Annotated in this window: 16 protein-coding genes, 1 tRNA gene and 1 pseudogene; 12 read left to right on the top strand and 6 right to left on the bottom strand. The window is 36.6% G+C overall.

Annotated features, from left to right (window positions below):
* Positions 1-18 precede the first annotated feature (18 nt).
* On the bottom strand, positions 19-1,323 hold the full coding sequence (locus RDN22_RS06220; RefSeq protein ID WP_308556812.1) for an amino acid permease: 1,305 nt from the start codon (positions 1,321-1,323) through the stop codon (positions 19-21).
* A gap of 109 nt (positions 1,324-1,432) precedes the next feature.
* Here RDN22_RS06220 and RDN22_RS06215 point away from each other — a divergent pair, with 109 nt between their 5' ends.
* The 4 genes from RDN22_RS06215 to RDN22_RS06200 all read left to right on the top strand — a co-directional run bounded on the left by RDN22_RS06215 (position 1,433) and on the right by RDN22_RS06200 (position 4,829).
* Entirely contained in the window at positions 1,433-2,140 is a 708-nt protein-coding gene (locus tag RDN22_RS06215) for a GH25 family lysozyme (RefSeq protein ID WP_308556811.1), read from the top strand.
* Entirely contained in the window at positions 2,140-3,378 is a 1,239-nt protein-coding gene (locus RDN22_RS06210; RefSeq protein ID WP_308556810.1) for a DEAD/DEAH box helicase, read from the top strand. Before RDN22_RS06215 ends, RDN22_RS06210 begins: the two co-directional genes overlap by 1 nt.
* On the top strand, positions 3,375-4,703 hold the full coding sequence (locus RDN22_RS06205; RefSeq protein ID WP_308556809.1) for a PTS transporter subunit EIIC: 1,329 nt from the start codon (positions 3,375-3,377) through the stop codon (positions 4,701-4,703). The genes RDN22_RS06210 and RDN22_RS06205 overlap by 4 nt, the downstream gene beginning before the upstream one ends.
* A gap of 53 nt (positions 4,704-4,756) precedes the next feature.
* Positions 4,757-4,829 (top strand) — tRNA-Arg (locus RDN22_RS06200).
* A gap of 45 nt (positions 4,830-4,874) precedes the next feature.
* On the opposite strand, the gene RDN22_RS06195 is transcribed toward RDN22_RS06200, so the two are convergent.
* The gene (locus RDN22_RS06195) at positions 4,875-5,063 is read right to left on the bottom strand and encodes a hypothetical protein (RefSeq protein WP_308556808.1); all 189 of its coding nucleotides are present in this window, start codon (positions 5,061-5,063) and stop codon (positions 4,875-4,877) included.
* 104 nt (positions 5,064-5,167) lie between these two features.
* On the opposite strand from RDN22_RS06195, the gene wecB reads away from it, so the two are divergent.
* Positions 5,168-6,310: a non-hydrolyzing UDP-N-acetylglucosamine 2-epimerase gene (gene wecB / locus RDN22_RS06190; protein WP_308556807.1), complete on the top strand. Its 1,143-nt coding sequence runs from the start codon at positions 5,168-5,170 to the stop codon at positions 6,308-6,310.
* A 19-nt stretch (positions 6,311-6,329) separates the two neighbouring features.
* On the opposite strand, the gene RDN22_RS06185 is transcribed toward wecB, so the two are convergent.
* Together RDN22_RS06185 and RDN22_RS06180 are read right to left on the bottom strand one after the other, a co-directional pair.
* Entirely contained in the window at positions 6,330-6,848 is a 519-nt protein-coding gene (locus tag RDN22_RS06185; protein WP_308556806.1) for a GtrA family protein, read from the bottom strand.
* Positions 6,841-7,287, bottom strand: a complete 447-nt coding sequence (locus RDN22_RS06180) for a flavodoxin (RefSeq protein ID WP_308556805.1) — start codon at positions 7,285-7,287, stop codon at positions 6,841-6,843. Before RDN22_RS06180 ends, RDN22_RS06185 begins: the two co-directional genes overlap by 8 nt.
* A gap of 134 nt (positions 7,288-7,421) precedes the next feature.
* Here RDN22_RS06180 and map point away from each other — a divergent pair, with 134 nt between their 5' ends.
* From map to RDN22_RS06150, 6 genes are all read left to right on the top strand, one after another.
* On the top strand, positions 7,422-8,249 hold the full coding sequence (map, locus tag RDN22_RS06175; RefSeq protein WP_308556804.1) for a type I methionyl aminopeptidase: 828 nt from the start codon (positions 7,422-7,424) through the stop codon (positions 8,247-8,249).
* Between the two features lie 8 nt (positions 8,250-8,257).
* Entirely contained in the window at positions 8,258-9,178 is a 921-nt protein-coding gene (locus RDN22_RS06170; RefSeq protein WP_308556803.1) for a YihY/virulence factor BrkB family protein, read from the top strand.
* A 63-nt stretch (positions 9,179-9,241) separates the two neighbouring features.
* The gene (galU, locus tag RDN22_RS06165) at positions 9,242-10,141 is read left to right on the top strand and encodes a UTP--glucose-1-phosphate uridylyltransferase GalU (protein ID WP_308556802.1); all 900 of its coding nucleotides are present in this window, start codon (positions 9,242-9,244) and stop codon (positions 10,139-10,141) included.
* Positions 10,142-10,260: 119 nt separating this feature from the next.
* A complete protein-coding gene (locus RDN22_RS06160) occupies positions 10,261-11,421 on the top strand; it encodes a thiolase family protein (protein WP_308556801.1) in 1,161 nt (386 codons plus the stop codon).
* Positions 11,421-12,632 (top strand): hydroxymethylglutaryl-CoA reductase, degradative, encoded by a 1,212-nt coding sequence (locus RDN22_RS06155; protein WP_308556800.1) that lies wholly within the window; start codon positions 11,421-11,423, stop codon positions 12,630-12,632. Before RDN22_RS06160 ends, RDN22_RS06155 begins: the two co-directional genes overlap by 1 nt.
* Entirely contained in the window at positions 12,633-13,796 is a 1,164-nt protein-coding gene (locus tag RDN22_RS06150; RefSeq protein ID WP_308556799.1) for a hydroxymethylglutaryl-CoA synthase, read from the top strand.
* 36 nt (positions 13,797-13,832) lie between these two features.
* Here the strand turns inward: RDN22_RS06150 and RDN22_RS06145 are convergent, their stop codons facing one another.
* The gene (locus RDN22_RS06145; RefSeq protein WP_308556798.1) at positions 13,833-14,117 is read right to left on the bottom strand and encodes a hypothetical protein; all 285 of its coding nucleotides are present in this window, start codon (positions 14,115-14,117) and stop codon (positions 13,833-13,835) included.
* Positions 14,118-14,196: 79 nt separating this feature from the next.
* On the opposite strand from RDN22_RS06145, the gene RDN22_RS06140 reads away from it, so the two are divergent.
* Positions 14,197-15,117, top strand: a complete 921-nt coding sequence (locus tag RDN22_RS06140; RefSeq protein WP_308556797.1) for an alpha/beta hydrolase — start codon at positions 14,197-14,199, stop codon at positions 15,115-15,117.
* Between the two features lie 442 nt (positions 15,118-15,559).
* Here RDN22_RS06140 and rlmD read toward each other — a convergent pair.
* Positions 15,560-16,330 (bottom strand): annotated as a pseudogene (gene rlmD / locus RDN22_RS06135) (23S rRNA (uracil(1939)-C(5))-methyltransferase RlmD); the annotation flags it as partial.
* Positions 16,331-16,383 lie beyond the last annotated feature (53 nt).

The raw sequence follows: 16,383 nt of genomic DNA, 5'->3' as shown, positions 1-16,383 counted from the left end.
ACAAAAAATGCACGTTGGTTAACGTGCATTTTGCTTTTGCTTGTAAAAGTAAATTGGTAATCCTAGTAAAGTTAAGCCTATCCCAATGAGAGAAAGTGTGAATTGGTTGATAATCGTTGATACTACGATGAAGATACCACCTAAGATTGAGACAAGCGGAATGACTGGATACCATGGTACTTTAAATGGCCGTACTAGTTCTGGTTCACGCTTACGTAAAATGATCACGGCAACAGAAAGCATGGTGTTGAAAGTCCACATGACAAAGACCAGCATGTCAGTTAAAACTGTGAAGTTGCCTAAGAGAATCATCACGATAGCAATAGCATCGACGATCAAAGCACCAAAGACAGGGACACCAGTGTGAATGTTAGCTTTACCGATTTTCTTAGAAAATGGTAATAAGTTATCTTGAGCCAAAATGTAAGGAGTACGCATCCCCGTGAGCATAAAGGCATTAACCGCCCCGTAAACCGAAATCAAAATACCTATGGTGACTAATTTTCCGCCAAACTGACCAAATAGTTTCATAGAAGCTTCAAAAGCAGCATTATTGTTATTAACCAATTGATTAATTGGCAAAACAGTAAGGAAAGTGTAGTTAATCAAAATATAGATTAAGGTGATTAATGATAAGCCTAAGATAATCGCTCTTGAAAGATCACGCTCTGGCTTTTTAACTTCATTGGCCAAGTTGGTAACAACGATCCAGCCTTCAAAAGCAAACAATGCAGAAAGAAGGCCTTGGCTAATCGCACCAGAAAATGATTTTCCTGCGCCAACAGTTAATGGTAAAAGTGGAGCGGCAACTTTATTTTGATTGAATATTCCCCAAATAATGATTAAAGCAATAGGGATAATTTTTAAGACGGTAATGATCGATTGCATCTTACTGGAGAATTTAGTTCCGATTAGGTTAATTCCCAAGAGAAATAGAACCAGCAGTATCGCTACCAAATTTGAATATTTGGCTTGAATACCAAATAGTGAAACGAACTGCACGCCAAAGATTGAACTCAACGCTCCAATTTGGGCAGGAAAATAAACGATCATTTGCGCCCAGCCAAATAAAAAGCCCCAAATTCGACCATAAGTATAATCTAGATATTTAATTGCACCGTTAATCTTTAAACTAGCTGCAATTTCTGAAATGGTTAAGCCAGATGCAATCGAGATCACGCCGGCTAATATCCAAACAAAGATGGTCATCGAACTGCTGCCAGTTTGAGCAGTAATGATACCGATCTTGAAGAAAACGCCGGCCCCAATTACAGAACCTACAACGGTTGCCAAAGCTTGGCCAAAAGAAATTTGCCTTTTCACGTACTTCACCCTCGTCAAAAAATAATATCTAAATTATTTTAGCACATCTATGATAGAAGTATTGGTACGGCGAATATGTTCGGGTAAAATAATAGCAGGGGGAAGCAGCATGAAAAGATATCATCATAAATATACTTTGCCGGCAATTATTACATTATTGCTGCTAGCAATTGCATTTCTTTTTGTTGGCTTTTTTAATTTTAAAAAGCAGACAACTCTTCCGCCGAATTCTAATTCAAGTGCCATTGGGATTCAGCTTAATCAAGATGTTGACTATGTAGATTTGCATAAATTGCAGGCAAATGGGATTTCCTTTGTTTATTTAAAATCAACGCAAGGCAGATCATATTTTGATGAAAATTATCTATCTTATCGTGATCAAATTTTAGGAACCAAGCTTGCTTTTGGCAGTATGATTTTATATAGTAATGAATCTACGCCCTTGCAGCATTATCGCTATTTTTTTGAAAAGGTTGGCGATAATACAGGAAGCTTGCCGATTCTGCTTGAGCCAGCTGTAAATAGCCGCAGCAAGCGATATTTAACATCAATGGGGCAATTTGCCAGTATGCTTGAACAGCGTAATAAAAGCGTAATCGTCGACGTGGATTATAAGTATCACAAGTATTTCACGCCACAGACAAAATTTATGTCAGTAGATAAAAAGGTGCCAAATAAGCTAAAGTACTCATTTTGGCGCTATACTACTAACGGACGCGTTAAGAACGTCAATGGATTAGAAAAAGGCGTTACAATGTACGCGTATAACGGAACCGTTGGTCAATATAGACAAAAGTATGGACAATTAACACAATAATGTATCAAGAAGAAGTAAAAAGAGAATTAATCAAACAACATAAAGAAAAGCCAACTTTAATTCAAAAGGAAACTTACGATGCCATAAGAAATGGTGCTTCTTTGGTCGGTTTAGCTAAAACCGGTACAGGAAAGACCTTAGCTTATGCGCTTCCTAGTTTAGAGCGAGCACAAAAAGGTAATGCAAACAGCGTGGTTATCATTGCGCCAACTACAGAATTAGCTGTGCAGATTCGTCATGCCATTAATCCATTTGTGCATGCATTAGGATTAAAGGGTGCTAGTTTAGTTGGTGCGGGTAATCGTAAGCGCCAAGAAGATAATCTTAAGAAAAAGCATCCAGAAGTAATCGTCGCTACACCAGGTAGATTTTTCGATTTCTTTTCTAGTGGTCGAATTAAGCTAGGTCAGATTAAAACATTAATCATTGACGAAGCCGACGATATTTTGGAATTTACCAAGCTAGAATTATTGTCTTCATTAGGGCAAAATCTAGGTCCAGATAGCCAAGTATTATTGTTTGGAGCAACAGATTCTGAAATTACTAGGGATGCAGAAGAAATTTTCAATCGTCATTTTCTACTTGTAGATGTTAGAAATGAACAAAAATCTGCTACTAAGCATTATTTCTTGCAAGTTGATAACCAGCATAAAATTGAATTCTTGCAAAGAATGACTAAGCTGGACCAATTCAAAGGAATTTTGTTCTTTGACTCAAACAAGACCATGATGCGTTTTGCCGGAATTTTTGGTCATACTAAAACAAAGTTTGAACTTTTATCTAATGAATTTGGTAAGCAAAAGCGTGAACAAGCCTTAAATGATTTAGCCACTGGTAAAACTAAATTGCTTTTAGCAACAGATTTAGCTGCACGTGGTTTGGATATTCCAAGTCTTACTTATGTAATCAACTATGAAATTCCAAGCGAAACCAATACTTATTTGCACCGTGCTGGACGTACCGGTCGAATGAACGCAGAAGGATATGTAGTAACTTTAGGTGATGATCATGACTTCAGAGACTTAAAGAAGCTTTTGGCAGACCAAGTTGAACTTGAGCGAGTATACTTTGCTGGATATCATTTGACTACTACTAAGCCTAAGAAGAAAAAAGAAGAAAAGAAAGAAAATAAGGCAGCTAATAACGTAGTTAAGAATAAGAAAAAGAAGTCAAAATCAAAGAAAAAGCGCAATAAAAATAAGGGTTATCACCCACATTACTTGAAGGTGAATAAATGAGTCGGTTAGTGAGATGGCTAGAAGACTATGTGTTACCTTTAGCTAGCAGGCTAGGTCAGGTAAGATGGCTGGTGGCATTAAGGGATGCATTTATTTCTTTAATGCCAATTACTATTGCAGGTTCACTTGCAGTATTAATTAAAAGTCTGATTTCAGCTGCTAAGGTTCACTTAGGCTGGAACACATTTGCTTTTGCAATGCAGCCATTAGTTTCTATTAGTGATATAGTTTGGCGCGGAACTTTCTCACTTTATGCTTGTTTTTTTGCTTTTGCCTTAGGTTATCAATTGGCGAAAGCATTTGAAGGTAATCGTTTAGCTGCAGCAATTGTGTCGCTACCATCTTTTGCATTAAGTATTGCAAGTTATGCCCAAATTCACTTTCATGGCAATAATGTATTAATTAAAAATGCCTTTGATATTAGCCAATTTTCAACTACAGGCTTATTTACTGCAATTCTGTTTGGCTCAATTGGTTTTGCTATTTATTATGCTTGCTTCAAAGCTAGAATTATGATTCATATATCTACCAATATGCCTCATGCAGAACAGGCAGCTTTTGATTCATTAATTCCAGCAATGGTTGCTATTTTTAGCGTGGGCGGAATCAACTATCTTTTCCAAACAATTACAGGTAGCTACTTTGGCGATTGGTTACTTCATAGTATTCAAATGCCACTAGTAAAATGGGGCCAAGGCTTCGGTACTGTATTATTAGTTACATTGCTGGTGCAAGTATTCTGGTTCTTTGGGATTAATGGCTTGGGTGTTTTATCACCAATTCTTGATTCTATTTGGTTAACAGCACAAAACGGCAATATTACAGCTGTAAGTAATGGCAAAGTTCCGCCTTATGTGTGGGTAAGAGGTTCATTTGATGTATTCGCCTGGTTTGGCGGTGCCGGTGGAACCTTGATGTTAATAGTCGCAATCTTGATCTTTTCTAAACGCAGCGATTATCGGACTATTGCCAAGATTGCTTTAGCGCCTGGTATCTTTAATGTCGGTGAGCCAATCTTGCTAGGCTTGCCTGTAGTATTAAATCCGGTTTATTTGATTCCGTTTTTATTGACTCCCGTTGTAAACGTAGCTTTTTCATATTGGGTCAGCGTGATGGGCTTGGTAAATCCAGTTCAAGTTGCAGTGCCAAGTATTATGCCACCAATTATTGGACCATTTTTGGCATGTAACTATGATTGGCGAGCAATCGTCTTAAGCATTGTCGATATGTTAATTGCCTTTGCAATTTGGAGTCCATTTGTAATTGCGGCAGACAAGATTGCGGATACCAACAATCCTAAGACGTTCTTTACTACGCAATTTTAGATAAAAAAAGATTAACTATTAACCAAATTTCTGGTAAAGTTAATCTTGTGTTCGACCCCGTAGTTCATCTGGATAGAACAATGGTCTCCTAAACCGTAGAGGTGAGTTCGAATCTCACCGGGGTCATGAAAAAGAAAAAAGTCATCTGATTTTTTCAGATGGCTTTTTTAGTTAGCCCATAGGATTGAGCATGATAAAAGTGATTAGTCCCCAAACAAGAAAGACACAGATTAATGCGGAATAAAGCAATCTTCTTCTTGTTTTAGCTGGCTTAGTTTTGTCTAAACCGAAGACTAAGCAAAAACAACCGACAATGATAAAAAGAGCAGTTGTAATTAAAACTAATAAACCTGAATTCATTTATATACCAACTTTCTTTAGTTCATTTTTATTAAAACACATAATTGGGGTGCAAGATAGGCCTAAATCAGTTATAGTAAGAATTAGGTTTTCGGAGGTTTTTTATGCAAAAAATTAAGGTAATGACTGTTTTTGGCACGCGTCCAGAAGCAATTAAAATGGCACCACTTGTTTTAAAATTAAAAAAAGACGATCGCTTCGAAGAAGTAACCGTAGTCAGTGCACAGCATAGAGAAATGCTAGATCAAGTACTAGAGATTTTTAAGATCAAGCCTGATTATGACTTCAATATCATGCATAAGAATCAGACTTTAGAAGAAATTACCTCTAAAGTAATGATCGATTTGTCTAAGGTAATTAAAGAAGAAAAACCAGATATCGTTTTAGTTCATGGCGATACGACTACAAGCTTTGCGGCAGCTCTTGCGACCTTTTATCAGCAGACTACTTTGGGTCACGTTGAAGCTGGCCTTCGTACTTGGAATAAGTATTCACCATATCCTGAAGAAATGAACCGTCAAATGACCGATGATTTGGCCGACTTATACTTTGCTCCAACCGAATTGTCGAAGCAAAATTTAATTAAGGAAAATCATAAGGCAGACAATATTTTCGTAACAGGTAATACTGCAATTGATGCTTTGGAGCAAACTGTTCAAAAAGACTATCATCATGCGGTAATGGATGAAATTACGCCGGGCAATAAAGTAATCTTAGTTACCATGCACCGTCGTGAAAACCAAGGCGAACCAATGCGTTGCGTTTTCAAAGTAATGCGTCAAGTAATTGATTCTCATCCCGATGTTGAAATTATTTATCCTGTCCACTTATCACCAAGAGTTCAAGAAGTTGCCAATGAAGTTTTAGGCGGAGACCCTCGCATTCACTTGATTGAACCACTTGATGTAGTTGACTTCCATAATTTGGCTAAACGTTCCTACTTTATTATGACTGATTCAGGTGGCGTACAAGAAGAAGCACCAAGTTTAGGTAAGCCGGTACTTGTACTTAGAGATACGACTGAGAGACCTGAAGGTGTGAAAGCTGGTACTTTAAAATTAGTTGGTACTGAAGTAGATAAAGTTCACGATGAAATGCTTAAGCTTTTGGAAGATAAAGAAGCTTATAAAAAAATGGCTAACGCAAAGAATCCATATGGCGATGGTCATGCTAGTGAACGAATTATGGATGACATTTATTACTATTTCCATAAAAAAGAAACAGCCAAGCCAGCAGATTTTGAGTAAATAAAAAGAAGCAGTTTTTTTACTGCTTCTTTTTTGCTTTTTGTTCTTGAATGCGCATTTTAGCACGTTCAATCATGGTATGTTCTTGCTTTTGAAAGACAGATCTAGTAGTTAGGTAATTGAAGACCCCGACTAAAACTTGGTCAATGATTTTGACAAGCAATGCGTTTAAGTGAAGCCAAGATAATCCAACTAACATGATTAAGGTATCGGGAATTAAGCTGATTACTCTATAAGTAAAGAAAACAATCAATTTATGCCAAGTACTGTGTTCATGATCTACATTATTAATAAAAACAGCTTTTTGGTTAAAGTAAAACGAAGCCAGATTGGACACGATAAAGGCGATGGTGTTGGAAATAACCATTACGTTGTGCCACCAAGAGTGTAAAACCATGAAGACTACAGTGTTGATAAGTGCAGCAACAAAGCCAAAAATCATGTAGACCCATAAATTACGGTGTCTCTTAATTAATTTTTGGCCAAGTTTGCGGATCTGAGCTTGATCAATAGTAACTTCTTTTTTATTTTTAGTCATTTAATTTATCGGCCATTTCCTTTGCGGCTTGATCAATTAAATCGATTGCATCGTCATCAGGTGCATTTTCGATTGTAACTGGTTTAGTAATTTCTGTTGCGTGACAAGCTTTGAATGCTTTTTCAAAGTCAAATACGTTTTCACAGAAATGTTCACCGTAAGTTTTGTCGCCTGAGCCCATTACTGCAAAATATTTACCGGTAAGGTCAAGCTTTTTTAATTCTTCATAAAAGTCTGCAATCTCGTCAGTCATTACACCTTCACCATAAGTGTAAGTGATGAAAATGCAAAGATCGCTTTCTAAATAATCACTTGCGTCGGTAAAGCCTACATCGCTTGTTTCGACATCAAAGCCATAATCTTGTAGATCTTCTTCTAAAATATCTGCCATATCCTCATCGTTGCCGGTCATACTGGCGTAGACAATTCTTGCTTTCATGATTCTTCATACCTTTCACTGTGTTATACGACACCCTATTATACATGAAACTAGCCGTTTTTAGCTAAACTTTTAAAAATCTTCATTAAAACGTTATAATAGGGGAGAATATATTTTTTAAAGGAGAAATTATTTTGATTACAATTAAATCAATTCGTGAACTTAAAGGCATGCAAGCCTCAGGACACCTTCTTGCTACAATGTTTGAAGGCTTACGCGATGTTATCAAGCCAGGTATTTCAACCTGGGAAATTGAAGAATGGTGCCAAAAATATGTTAAGTCAAAGGGCGGCCGTCTTTCAGAACAAGGCTTTGAAGGCTACAAATATGGTACTTGTATTTCAGTAAATGATGAAATTGCTCACCAAACACCTAGAAAAGACCGTATCTTAAAGGAAGGCGACATCGTTAAAGTTGATGTTACCTGCAATTTGAACGGTTATGAAACCGATTCTTGCACTACTTACCCAGTAGGTAAAATTTCAGAAGCTGATAAGAAATTGATTGAAGTTACTAAGAAGGCAATGTACTTAGGTATTGATCAAGCTGTTCTTGGCAACAGAATTGGTGATATTGGTGCCGCAATTCAACATTATGTTGAAGTTGAAAACCACTACGGTGACGTACGTGAATTAGTTGGTCACGGAATTCAACCTACTATTCACGAAGATCCAGAAGTTCCACACTGGGGTAAAGCTGGTCATGGTATTCGTCTTCGTGAAGGTATGACTATCACTTGTGAACCAATGGTTGAAGCAGGTGGCGATTGGCATATCGATCAAAGAACTGTTGATGATCCTAACGATGACTGGGTTTACTACGCAACTCCAGATGGTTCAAACGCAGCTCAATTTGAACACACCTTTGCCATTACTAAAGATGGTCCTAAGATTTTGACTTTGCAACGTCCTTATGATGGTTTAGAAAAGTACATTCCTCACTTTGACGAAATGGACGACTAGGTTTTTGAATGAAAGATAAGAATCGACTCGATTCCAAGCTAGGCCAGTTTTTTCTTACTTTACGCACTATTTTGTCTCAAGGGGAAATTTTCGATAGTTCTATCGTAATTGCTTACTATATTTTATTTTCGATTTTTCCCATCATCATTATTATTGGAAATATTTTGCCGCTATTTCATATTGATACGGCACCAATTGCCAATTATATGGATTTAGTATTTCCGGATCAGGTATCAAAATACATTATGCCAATTGTTAACTCGCTATTAAAAACGACATCGACTGGTTATATGTCATTTGGTATTATCTTGGCTCTTTGGTCATTTTCTAATTTGGTTAATGCGATTCGTTTGGGTGAAAACAGATTATATGGTGTACATCAAATTGAGCTTAAGCTTTCAATAGTTAATTTCATTTGGACCAGAATGATTACGATCCTATTTACAACCTTAATGATTATTATCTTTACAGGTGCTAGTGTGGTGCTGGTTTTTGGTCAGCAGTTGTTAAATTTCTTAGGTCCAATCTTTCAATTACCTGTTAAAGAGATCAATAAGATTTTTAGTTATCGTCATCCCGTTGTGATTTTAATGATGATTTTGGCTATTGCATACCTTAACTATGTATTGCCAAATATTAAATTGAAAAAAAGAGTAATTTGGCCAGGAGTAGTTGTAACTCTTATCGGTTGGTTGGCACTTTCGTTTTTATTTAGCTTTTATTTACATCATTTCCCAATTACTTGGGAAAACTACGGCATTATTGGTACGTTTATTATCTTTATGCTTTGGCTAAATATAGCAGCGATTTTATTCCTTTTTGGTGTAGGAGTGAACGCGACGATCGTGCGTAGCCGTGAAGGAGAGTTAGAATATTCTGCTGGTAGGGTAGCAAGTTATATTCAAACTAAAAGAAGAAAACAAAAGTAGCTGTAGACTAATAAATTTGCTATGATTATTGCATAAGAACAGATATATAGAAAGTGTGTTTGTATGAAAGTAAGAAAGGCTGTTATTCCTGCAGCAGGTTTAGGTACTCGATTCTTACCCGCTACTAAAGCTTTACCTAAGGAAATGTTGCCAATTGTTGATAAGCCTACTATTCAATTTATCGTGGAAGAGGCTAAGAAGTCTGGCATCGAAGACATTTTAATTGTTATCGGTAAAAACAAGCGCCCGATTGAAGACCACTTTGACTCTAATCCTGAACTTGAACAAGATTTAGCTGAAAAAGGTAAAGATGATCTATTGAAGTTGACACAAGGAATTACTAACCTTGGTGTTAACTTGTACTACACTAGACAACCACATCCAGCTGGCCTTGGTGATGCCATTTATCGTGCTCGCAGCTTTGTTGGTGATGAACCATTTGTCGTTATGTTAGGTGACGACTTAATGGACGATGAAGTGCCACTTACTAAGCAATTGATTAATCGCTATAACAAGACTCATGCTTCTACAATCGCTGTTATGCCAGTACCACATGAAGAAGTTTCTAAGTATGGTGTAATTGAACCAGAAAATGAAATTATGCCTGGCTTAATCAATGTTAAGTCATTTGTAGAAAAGCCAGATATTGATAAGGCACTTAGTGATTACGCAATTATTGGTCGTTATTTGCTTACACTAGAAATTTTTGATATTTTAGCTCATCAAAAACCTGGTCGTGGTGGCGAAATTCAATTGACTGATGCTATCGATACTATGAACAAGACCCAAAGAGTATTTGCTCACGTATTTAAGGGTGAACGTCATGATGTTGGTAATAAGGAAGGTTATCTTGAAACTTCAATTGAATATGGTTTGAAACATCCTGAAATTAAAGATGAACTTCGTGCTTATATTCAACGTTTAGGTAAGCAATTTGAAGCTGAAGATAAAGCTAAAAAATAAATAATAATCAAAGATTATTGACGGACTACGCGAAAGCGTAGTCTTTTTTAGGTATTCTTAATATTTTTTTGTTATGATCGTATTTGTCAAAAATTTCACATGATGGAGAGATATAGGGTATGAAAGATATTTATATTGTGGCTGCCAAAAGAACGCCTTTTGGTAAGTATCGTGGCTTTTTTAAAGATACTTCCGCAGTTGAAATGGGAGTAATTGCGCTGAAGGGAACTTTAAAAGCGGGAAATATTGATCCGCAAGATGTACAAGCGCTTTTTATGGGTAATGTGTTATCAACTGGATTAGGTGAAAATATGGCTCGTCAAGTTGCGCTTAATTCGGGGATGAAACAAGAATCAGCCGCAGTTACAATCAATGAAGTCTGCGGTTCGAGTTTAAAAGCTCTTCGATTAGCTCAAGGCCAAATGGAAATGGGCGACTTAGATTTAGTAGCTGTAGGTGGCAGCGAGAGCATGACACGTGCACCATACTTTGTTAAAAAAGAAGATAAAAATAATCCAGTAGATCATTTAACTAGCACAATGATTAACGATGGCTTGATGGATGCTTTTTCTAGCAAACACATGGGAATTACTGCTGAAAATGTAGCGGAAAAGTATCATGTCTCACGTGAGGAAATGGATGAATTTAGCTTACGCTCACATAAGTTAGCTGCTAAAGCAACTGAGAACGGCTTTTTCAAAAATGAAATTTTGCAAGTAGAACTTGATGGGCAAACCTTGGATCATGATGAACCAATTCGTCCTGATACTAGCCTTGAAGCTTTGAGCAAATTAAAGCCTGTTTTTAAAGAAGACGGTCAAGTAACGGCTGGTAATTCATCCCCATTAACCGATGGTGCTAGCATGTTAATCTTAGCTACTAAAGAAAAAATGGAAGAATTACATTTAACACCAATTGCTAAATTAGGAGCATTTGCGGAAGCTGGCTTTGATCCTGCTTATATGGGTTATACGCCATATTTTGCCGTTAAGAAATTGCTTGCTAAGACTAACCGCACATTTGATGACTACGATATTATTGAATTAAACGAAGCCTTTGCGGCTCAAAGCGTTGCAGTTGCTAGAGATTTGCAGATTCCAATGGATAAGTTGAATATCATGGGTGGTGCAATTGCTTTAGGACATCCCCTTGGTGCAACAGGAACACGTCTAGTAGCTTCAGCAATTAGTGGATTAAAAAATAGAAATGGCAAGAGAGCTTTGGTTACTTTATGTATTGGCGGTGGCCAAGCAATTGCCTATGAAATCGAGAATGCATAATGAAGTTTTATCAATTAACGCCTGATCAGCGTAGAAAAATTTTAGCAACTGAAGGAATCAAGTTAGAAGAAGTTGATCCACAAGTACTTAATCGTTTGGATGAATTAAGTGAGAATGTGGTTAGTGAACTTCGTTTGCCTTTAGGTGTAGTTCAAAATTTAATTGTTAATAATAAAAAGTACTGGGTTCCAATGGCAGTTGAAGAACCATCTGTAGTTGCTGCTGCTAACCATGGTGCAAGTATTTTTGCTAAAAATGGTGGAGTTCATGCATCAAGCAATAGAATAGGTATCTATGGCCAAATTGTTTTAAAAGTTGATAAACACTTTTCTTTAGCTGAATTAAAAAATAAGTTTCCAGAATTAATTGAAGCAGCTAATCAAAAATTTGCCAGTTTAGTTGGTCATGGTGGCGGCACTCGTTCAATTTCAGCTAAACAGCAGGATGATTTGGTTTATCTCAAGGTTTTGGTAGATCCAGCTGAGGCAATGGGAGCTAATAAGACTAATTCCATTTTGGAATTTTTAGGTGCTAAGTTAGAACAATTTGATCATGTTGAAGAAAAGCTGTTTGCAATTTTATCCAATTATCCTAGTCAGTTGACTAAGGCCGAGGTAACAATTGATCCAGACACTATTGGTGGAATAAGAGTAGCTGAACGCGTTGCTTTACTTGGACAAATTGGATGCGACGATCCATATCGTGCAGTAACAAATAACAAGGGCATCATGAATGGTGTAGATGCAGTTTTAATTGCTACCGGTAATGATTATCGTGCAATTGAAAGTGCAAGCGCAGTTTTGGCAAGTCAAACTGGTCAATATCGCAGCTTGTCCAAGTGGACCATGAAAGATGGCAAGTTGGTGGGCGAATTGACACTCCCAATGGCCATTGGCGTTGTAGGTGGTTCGATTAAAGCGCGCCGCGATGTCCAACAAAGCTTTTCAATTTTAGGAAAAGAAATTACTAGTAAAACTTTAGGTGAAATTATCACTAGTATTGGGTTAGCCAATAATTTAGCTGCTTTATTAGCTATTTCTACAGTTGGCATTCAAGCTGGACATATGAAGCTGCAGGCACGTAATGTAGTAAACGAACTTGATGCAACTGAAGAAGAAAAGAAGATTATTTTAAATAAACTAATTCAAGAAAAGAACTATTCAGAAAGTCATGCTAAAGAGATTTTGAAAGAACTAAGGAAGGAAAAATAGATGCAAGTAGGTATTGATAAAATCGGATTTTTTACGCCAAATAAGTATGTAGATATGGTCGACTTAGCTCATGCAAGAAACCAAGATCCCAACAAGTTTTTGATCGGAATTGGTCAAAAGGAAATGAGTGTTGCAGATCAAACTCAAGATGCAGTTTCAATGGGAATTAATGCAACTATGCGTTATATTGATCAAATTGATAAAGATAAGGTCGGCTTATTAGTTTTTGGTACTGAAAGCAGTATTGACCAATCTAAGTCTGCATCTTTGTTTGTCAAAACTGCATTGAAATTAAAGCCAGAAGTTAGAACTTTTGAAGTTAAAGAGGCATGTTTTGGTTTAACCGCCGCATTAATGACTGCACGTGATTTTGTTCGAGTACATCCTAACCAAACAGCAATTGTTATCGGTAGTGATATTGCTCGCTACGGCATAGGTACTCCAGGTGAAGTAACTCAAGGTGCCGGCAGTATTAGTATGCTTATTAAGGCTGATCCAAGCATTCTTGCATTAAATGATGGTCACAGTGCATATAGTGAAGATATCAATGACTTTTGGCGTCCTAACTTTTCACGTGTAGCTATGGTTGAAGGTAAGTATTCTACTCAAGTTTATTTGGACTTCTTTAGTAAGACTTTTACTGCTTATAAGAAGCAAAAGGGCCTTAAGACCAGTGACTTTGATGCAATTATTTATCACTTGCCATTTACCAAGATGGGGCTTAAGGCAAATAGAATTGCAGTAGAAGACCAAGATGAAGAAACGACTAAGAAGTTAGAGGATAGTTTTGAAGCTTCTAAGCAACTATCTCGCCGCGTTGGTAATTCTTACACAGCATCTTTATACATAAGCTTACTTAGTTTACTTGAAAATAAGCATTTGCCAGCAGGTTCATTAGTTGGACTATTTTCATATGGTTCAGGTGCTATGGGTGAATTTTACAGTGGCAATTTGGTTGAAGGGTATGAAAAAGAAATCGATCCTGCAGCTGAAGAAAAGCTTCTTAATCGCCGTCAAAAATTAAGTATTCCTGAATATGAAGCCGTATTTAACAAGGCTTTGGAAGATCCAACTGATGGTCAAGAATTGGTTAGCGATGATGAAAAAGGTACTTGGTATTTTGCAGGTACTAAAGATCATGTGCGTCAATATAAAGAAAAGTAATAAATAAAAAAGTTTGGCTAAGCCAAACTTTTTTTGTTACAGCAGAATTGCTTTTGGAGAGTCATCGACTATTTGCAGGCCGAAAAGAGGGTATTCTTGATTGTTTACTACGGCGATAAGAGGGATGCCACGAGAGTGCATTTTACCCACTAAGTTAACTATTTTGGCCTTAGTTAGAGCTTTTTTCCCTGGATAAAGCAGACATTGTTCTCCTGCTAAAGTTAGTTTGCTCCAAGGCATAGTTTTACCATCTATTTTTAAATAAAATTGTGTATTAAGATTTAAGTCATCAATTAATTGTAATAAGTCCGTTAAGCGCATTTTCTCGTATAATTAAGTTAAAAGTATTCTTATTTAATTATAAAATAAAACACACTAGTTCGATCAGGAAGTGCTCAAGATGAAGAAAAAGATATTATTAGCATCATTAGCTGGTGCGGGATTACTTGCTGCAGCTGCAAGTGATTATTTCTTTAAAATGGCAATGACACCGTTTAATAAAAAGCCAGATTCTAAAAAATTATCAGGTAAGGATTCACTTTATCGCGACAAAGTTTGGTTTAGAGATTTTCCTAAAGAAAAATGGAGTCTTGAAACTAAAAATGACTTAAAGCTTTTTGCTCAATATTTAAATCATGATTCAGATAAGACTGCTGTTTTACTACATGGATTTATGAGTGACAGTGATAGCATGGGCGGCTTTGCCAAAATGTTTTATGATTTGGGCTACAATATTTTGCTCCCAGATGCTCGAGCACATGGAAGGAGTACTGGCAAATATATTGGCTATGGCTGGGTTGAAAAAGAAGATATTCGTGATTGGATTAACCAAATAATTGCCAAAAATGGTCAAAATCAAAAAATTATCGTGATGGGCCAAAGCATGGGTGGTGCCACAACTATGATGGTTAGTGGGATGAAGTTACCTGATCAAGTTAAAGCATTTATTGAAGATTGCGGATATTCAAGCGTTAAAGAAGAGATTGAATACCAAGCAGGCAATTTGTTTAACTTAAAACCATTTGAGCGAATTCCACTAGTTAAAGCGGTAAGTGGAATTAATAAGGTGAAGAATGGCTTTTTCTTAGGGCAAGCTTCATCGGTTAAACAATTAAAAAAGAATACTAGACCATTTTTATTTATTCATGGTGGAAAAGATCATTTTGTGCCAACTGAAATGATCTATCAGAATTATGCAGCAACTAATGCGCCAAAAGAGTTATGGATTGCTCCTTTAGCAGGCCATGCATTATCTTATCCGATGTATAAAACGGAATATCAAAAGAAAGTTAAAGCATTTTTGCATAAATATGGGCTCTAATTATTGCAAGCGGTTACACAACCGGATATAATGAATAGTGTGGAAGAGGTAGAAATAAAGTTAACAAAGTATAAAATGAACAATAAGTTTTTATCTCCAGAATTGTATTATTATTGGAAACTTGAAAGATTCTCTATATGTAGAGGTGTCAGCCATAATTCATTTAATTAATCGCTATTTATTAATTGTCAGTGGCTGTTCGCAGAAAACTCCAATTCATTAAAAAGTTACGTTTTATGTAAAGACCCGAACAAGTGAATGTTAATATTTGGTTGCGATAGCCATTGTTTTAACGCAAATCAAACAACTGAAAATCGTGACTATAAATTGATGAGCTACCTCATCCACTTGAAATTGCGGCTGCAAAGAGACAGGATTGTCCGGCAGTCGCTTTTTTAGTGCACAAAAAAGCCTAGTCCAACGACTAGGCTAATTTTATTTATTATTTACGTAAAACTAATTTAGCAATTGCTTCGCAGCGAGGTGTTTGTGGCAACATGTCGACGTTTTGGATAAGACGAACGTCATAAGCTTCGCTAAGCAAAACTAAATCTTGAGCTAAAGTTGAAGGGTTGCAGGAAATGTAAACGAAAGTTTCTGGCTTAACGCGCAAGATAGTCTTAATAAGGCTCTTAGCTAAACCAGTTCTTGGTGGGTCTACGATTAAAGCGTCAATTGATACGCCATTGTTTTGTAATTCAGGCAATACCTTTTCAGTTGCGCCTTGAATGTAGTCCGCATTTTTAATGTGGTTTAATTCAACGTTGTGTTCAGCGTCTTTAACTGCTTCTGGAATAGTTTCAATACCGATAACTTGCTTAACGCGATCAGCAGCTAAGATACCTAATGTACCTACACCACTATAAGCATCAATTAAAGTTTGATCAGGAGTTAAATCGAGATATTTTAATGCTTCTGAATAAAGGTTAACGGTTTGAACAGGGTTAAGTTGGAAGAAGGCACGTGGAGACAATGCAAACTTCTTACCCAAGATTTCTTCAACGATTTGGTTTTTACCCAATAATTTTTCGGTCTTGTTCCCCCAAACTTGTGGATTTTGCCATTCAGTTTCGTTTTGGTAAACGCTGACTACGTTATCAAGTTTCATAATTTCTTTGGCAAGTGGAATCAAGTTCTTGATCTTGTGGCCAATAGTAATTAAAGTAACTTGAATTTCTTTAGTTGCTTCTGATTGACGAACCACAACAGTTTTCTTATAGGAAGTCAAATATTTTATTCATAGAAAAAAGAGTATACTAAACATAT

This window comes from uncultured Lactobacillus sp., from assembly GCF_902491705.1.
GTDB lineage: Bacteria > Bacillota > Bacilli > Lactobacillales > Lactobacillaceae > Lactobacillus.
This window is presented reverse-complemented; position numbering and strand designations above follow the sequence as displayed.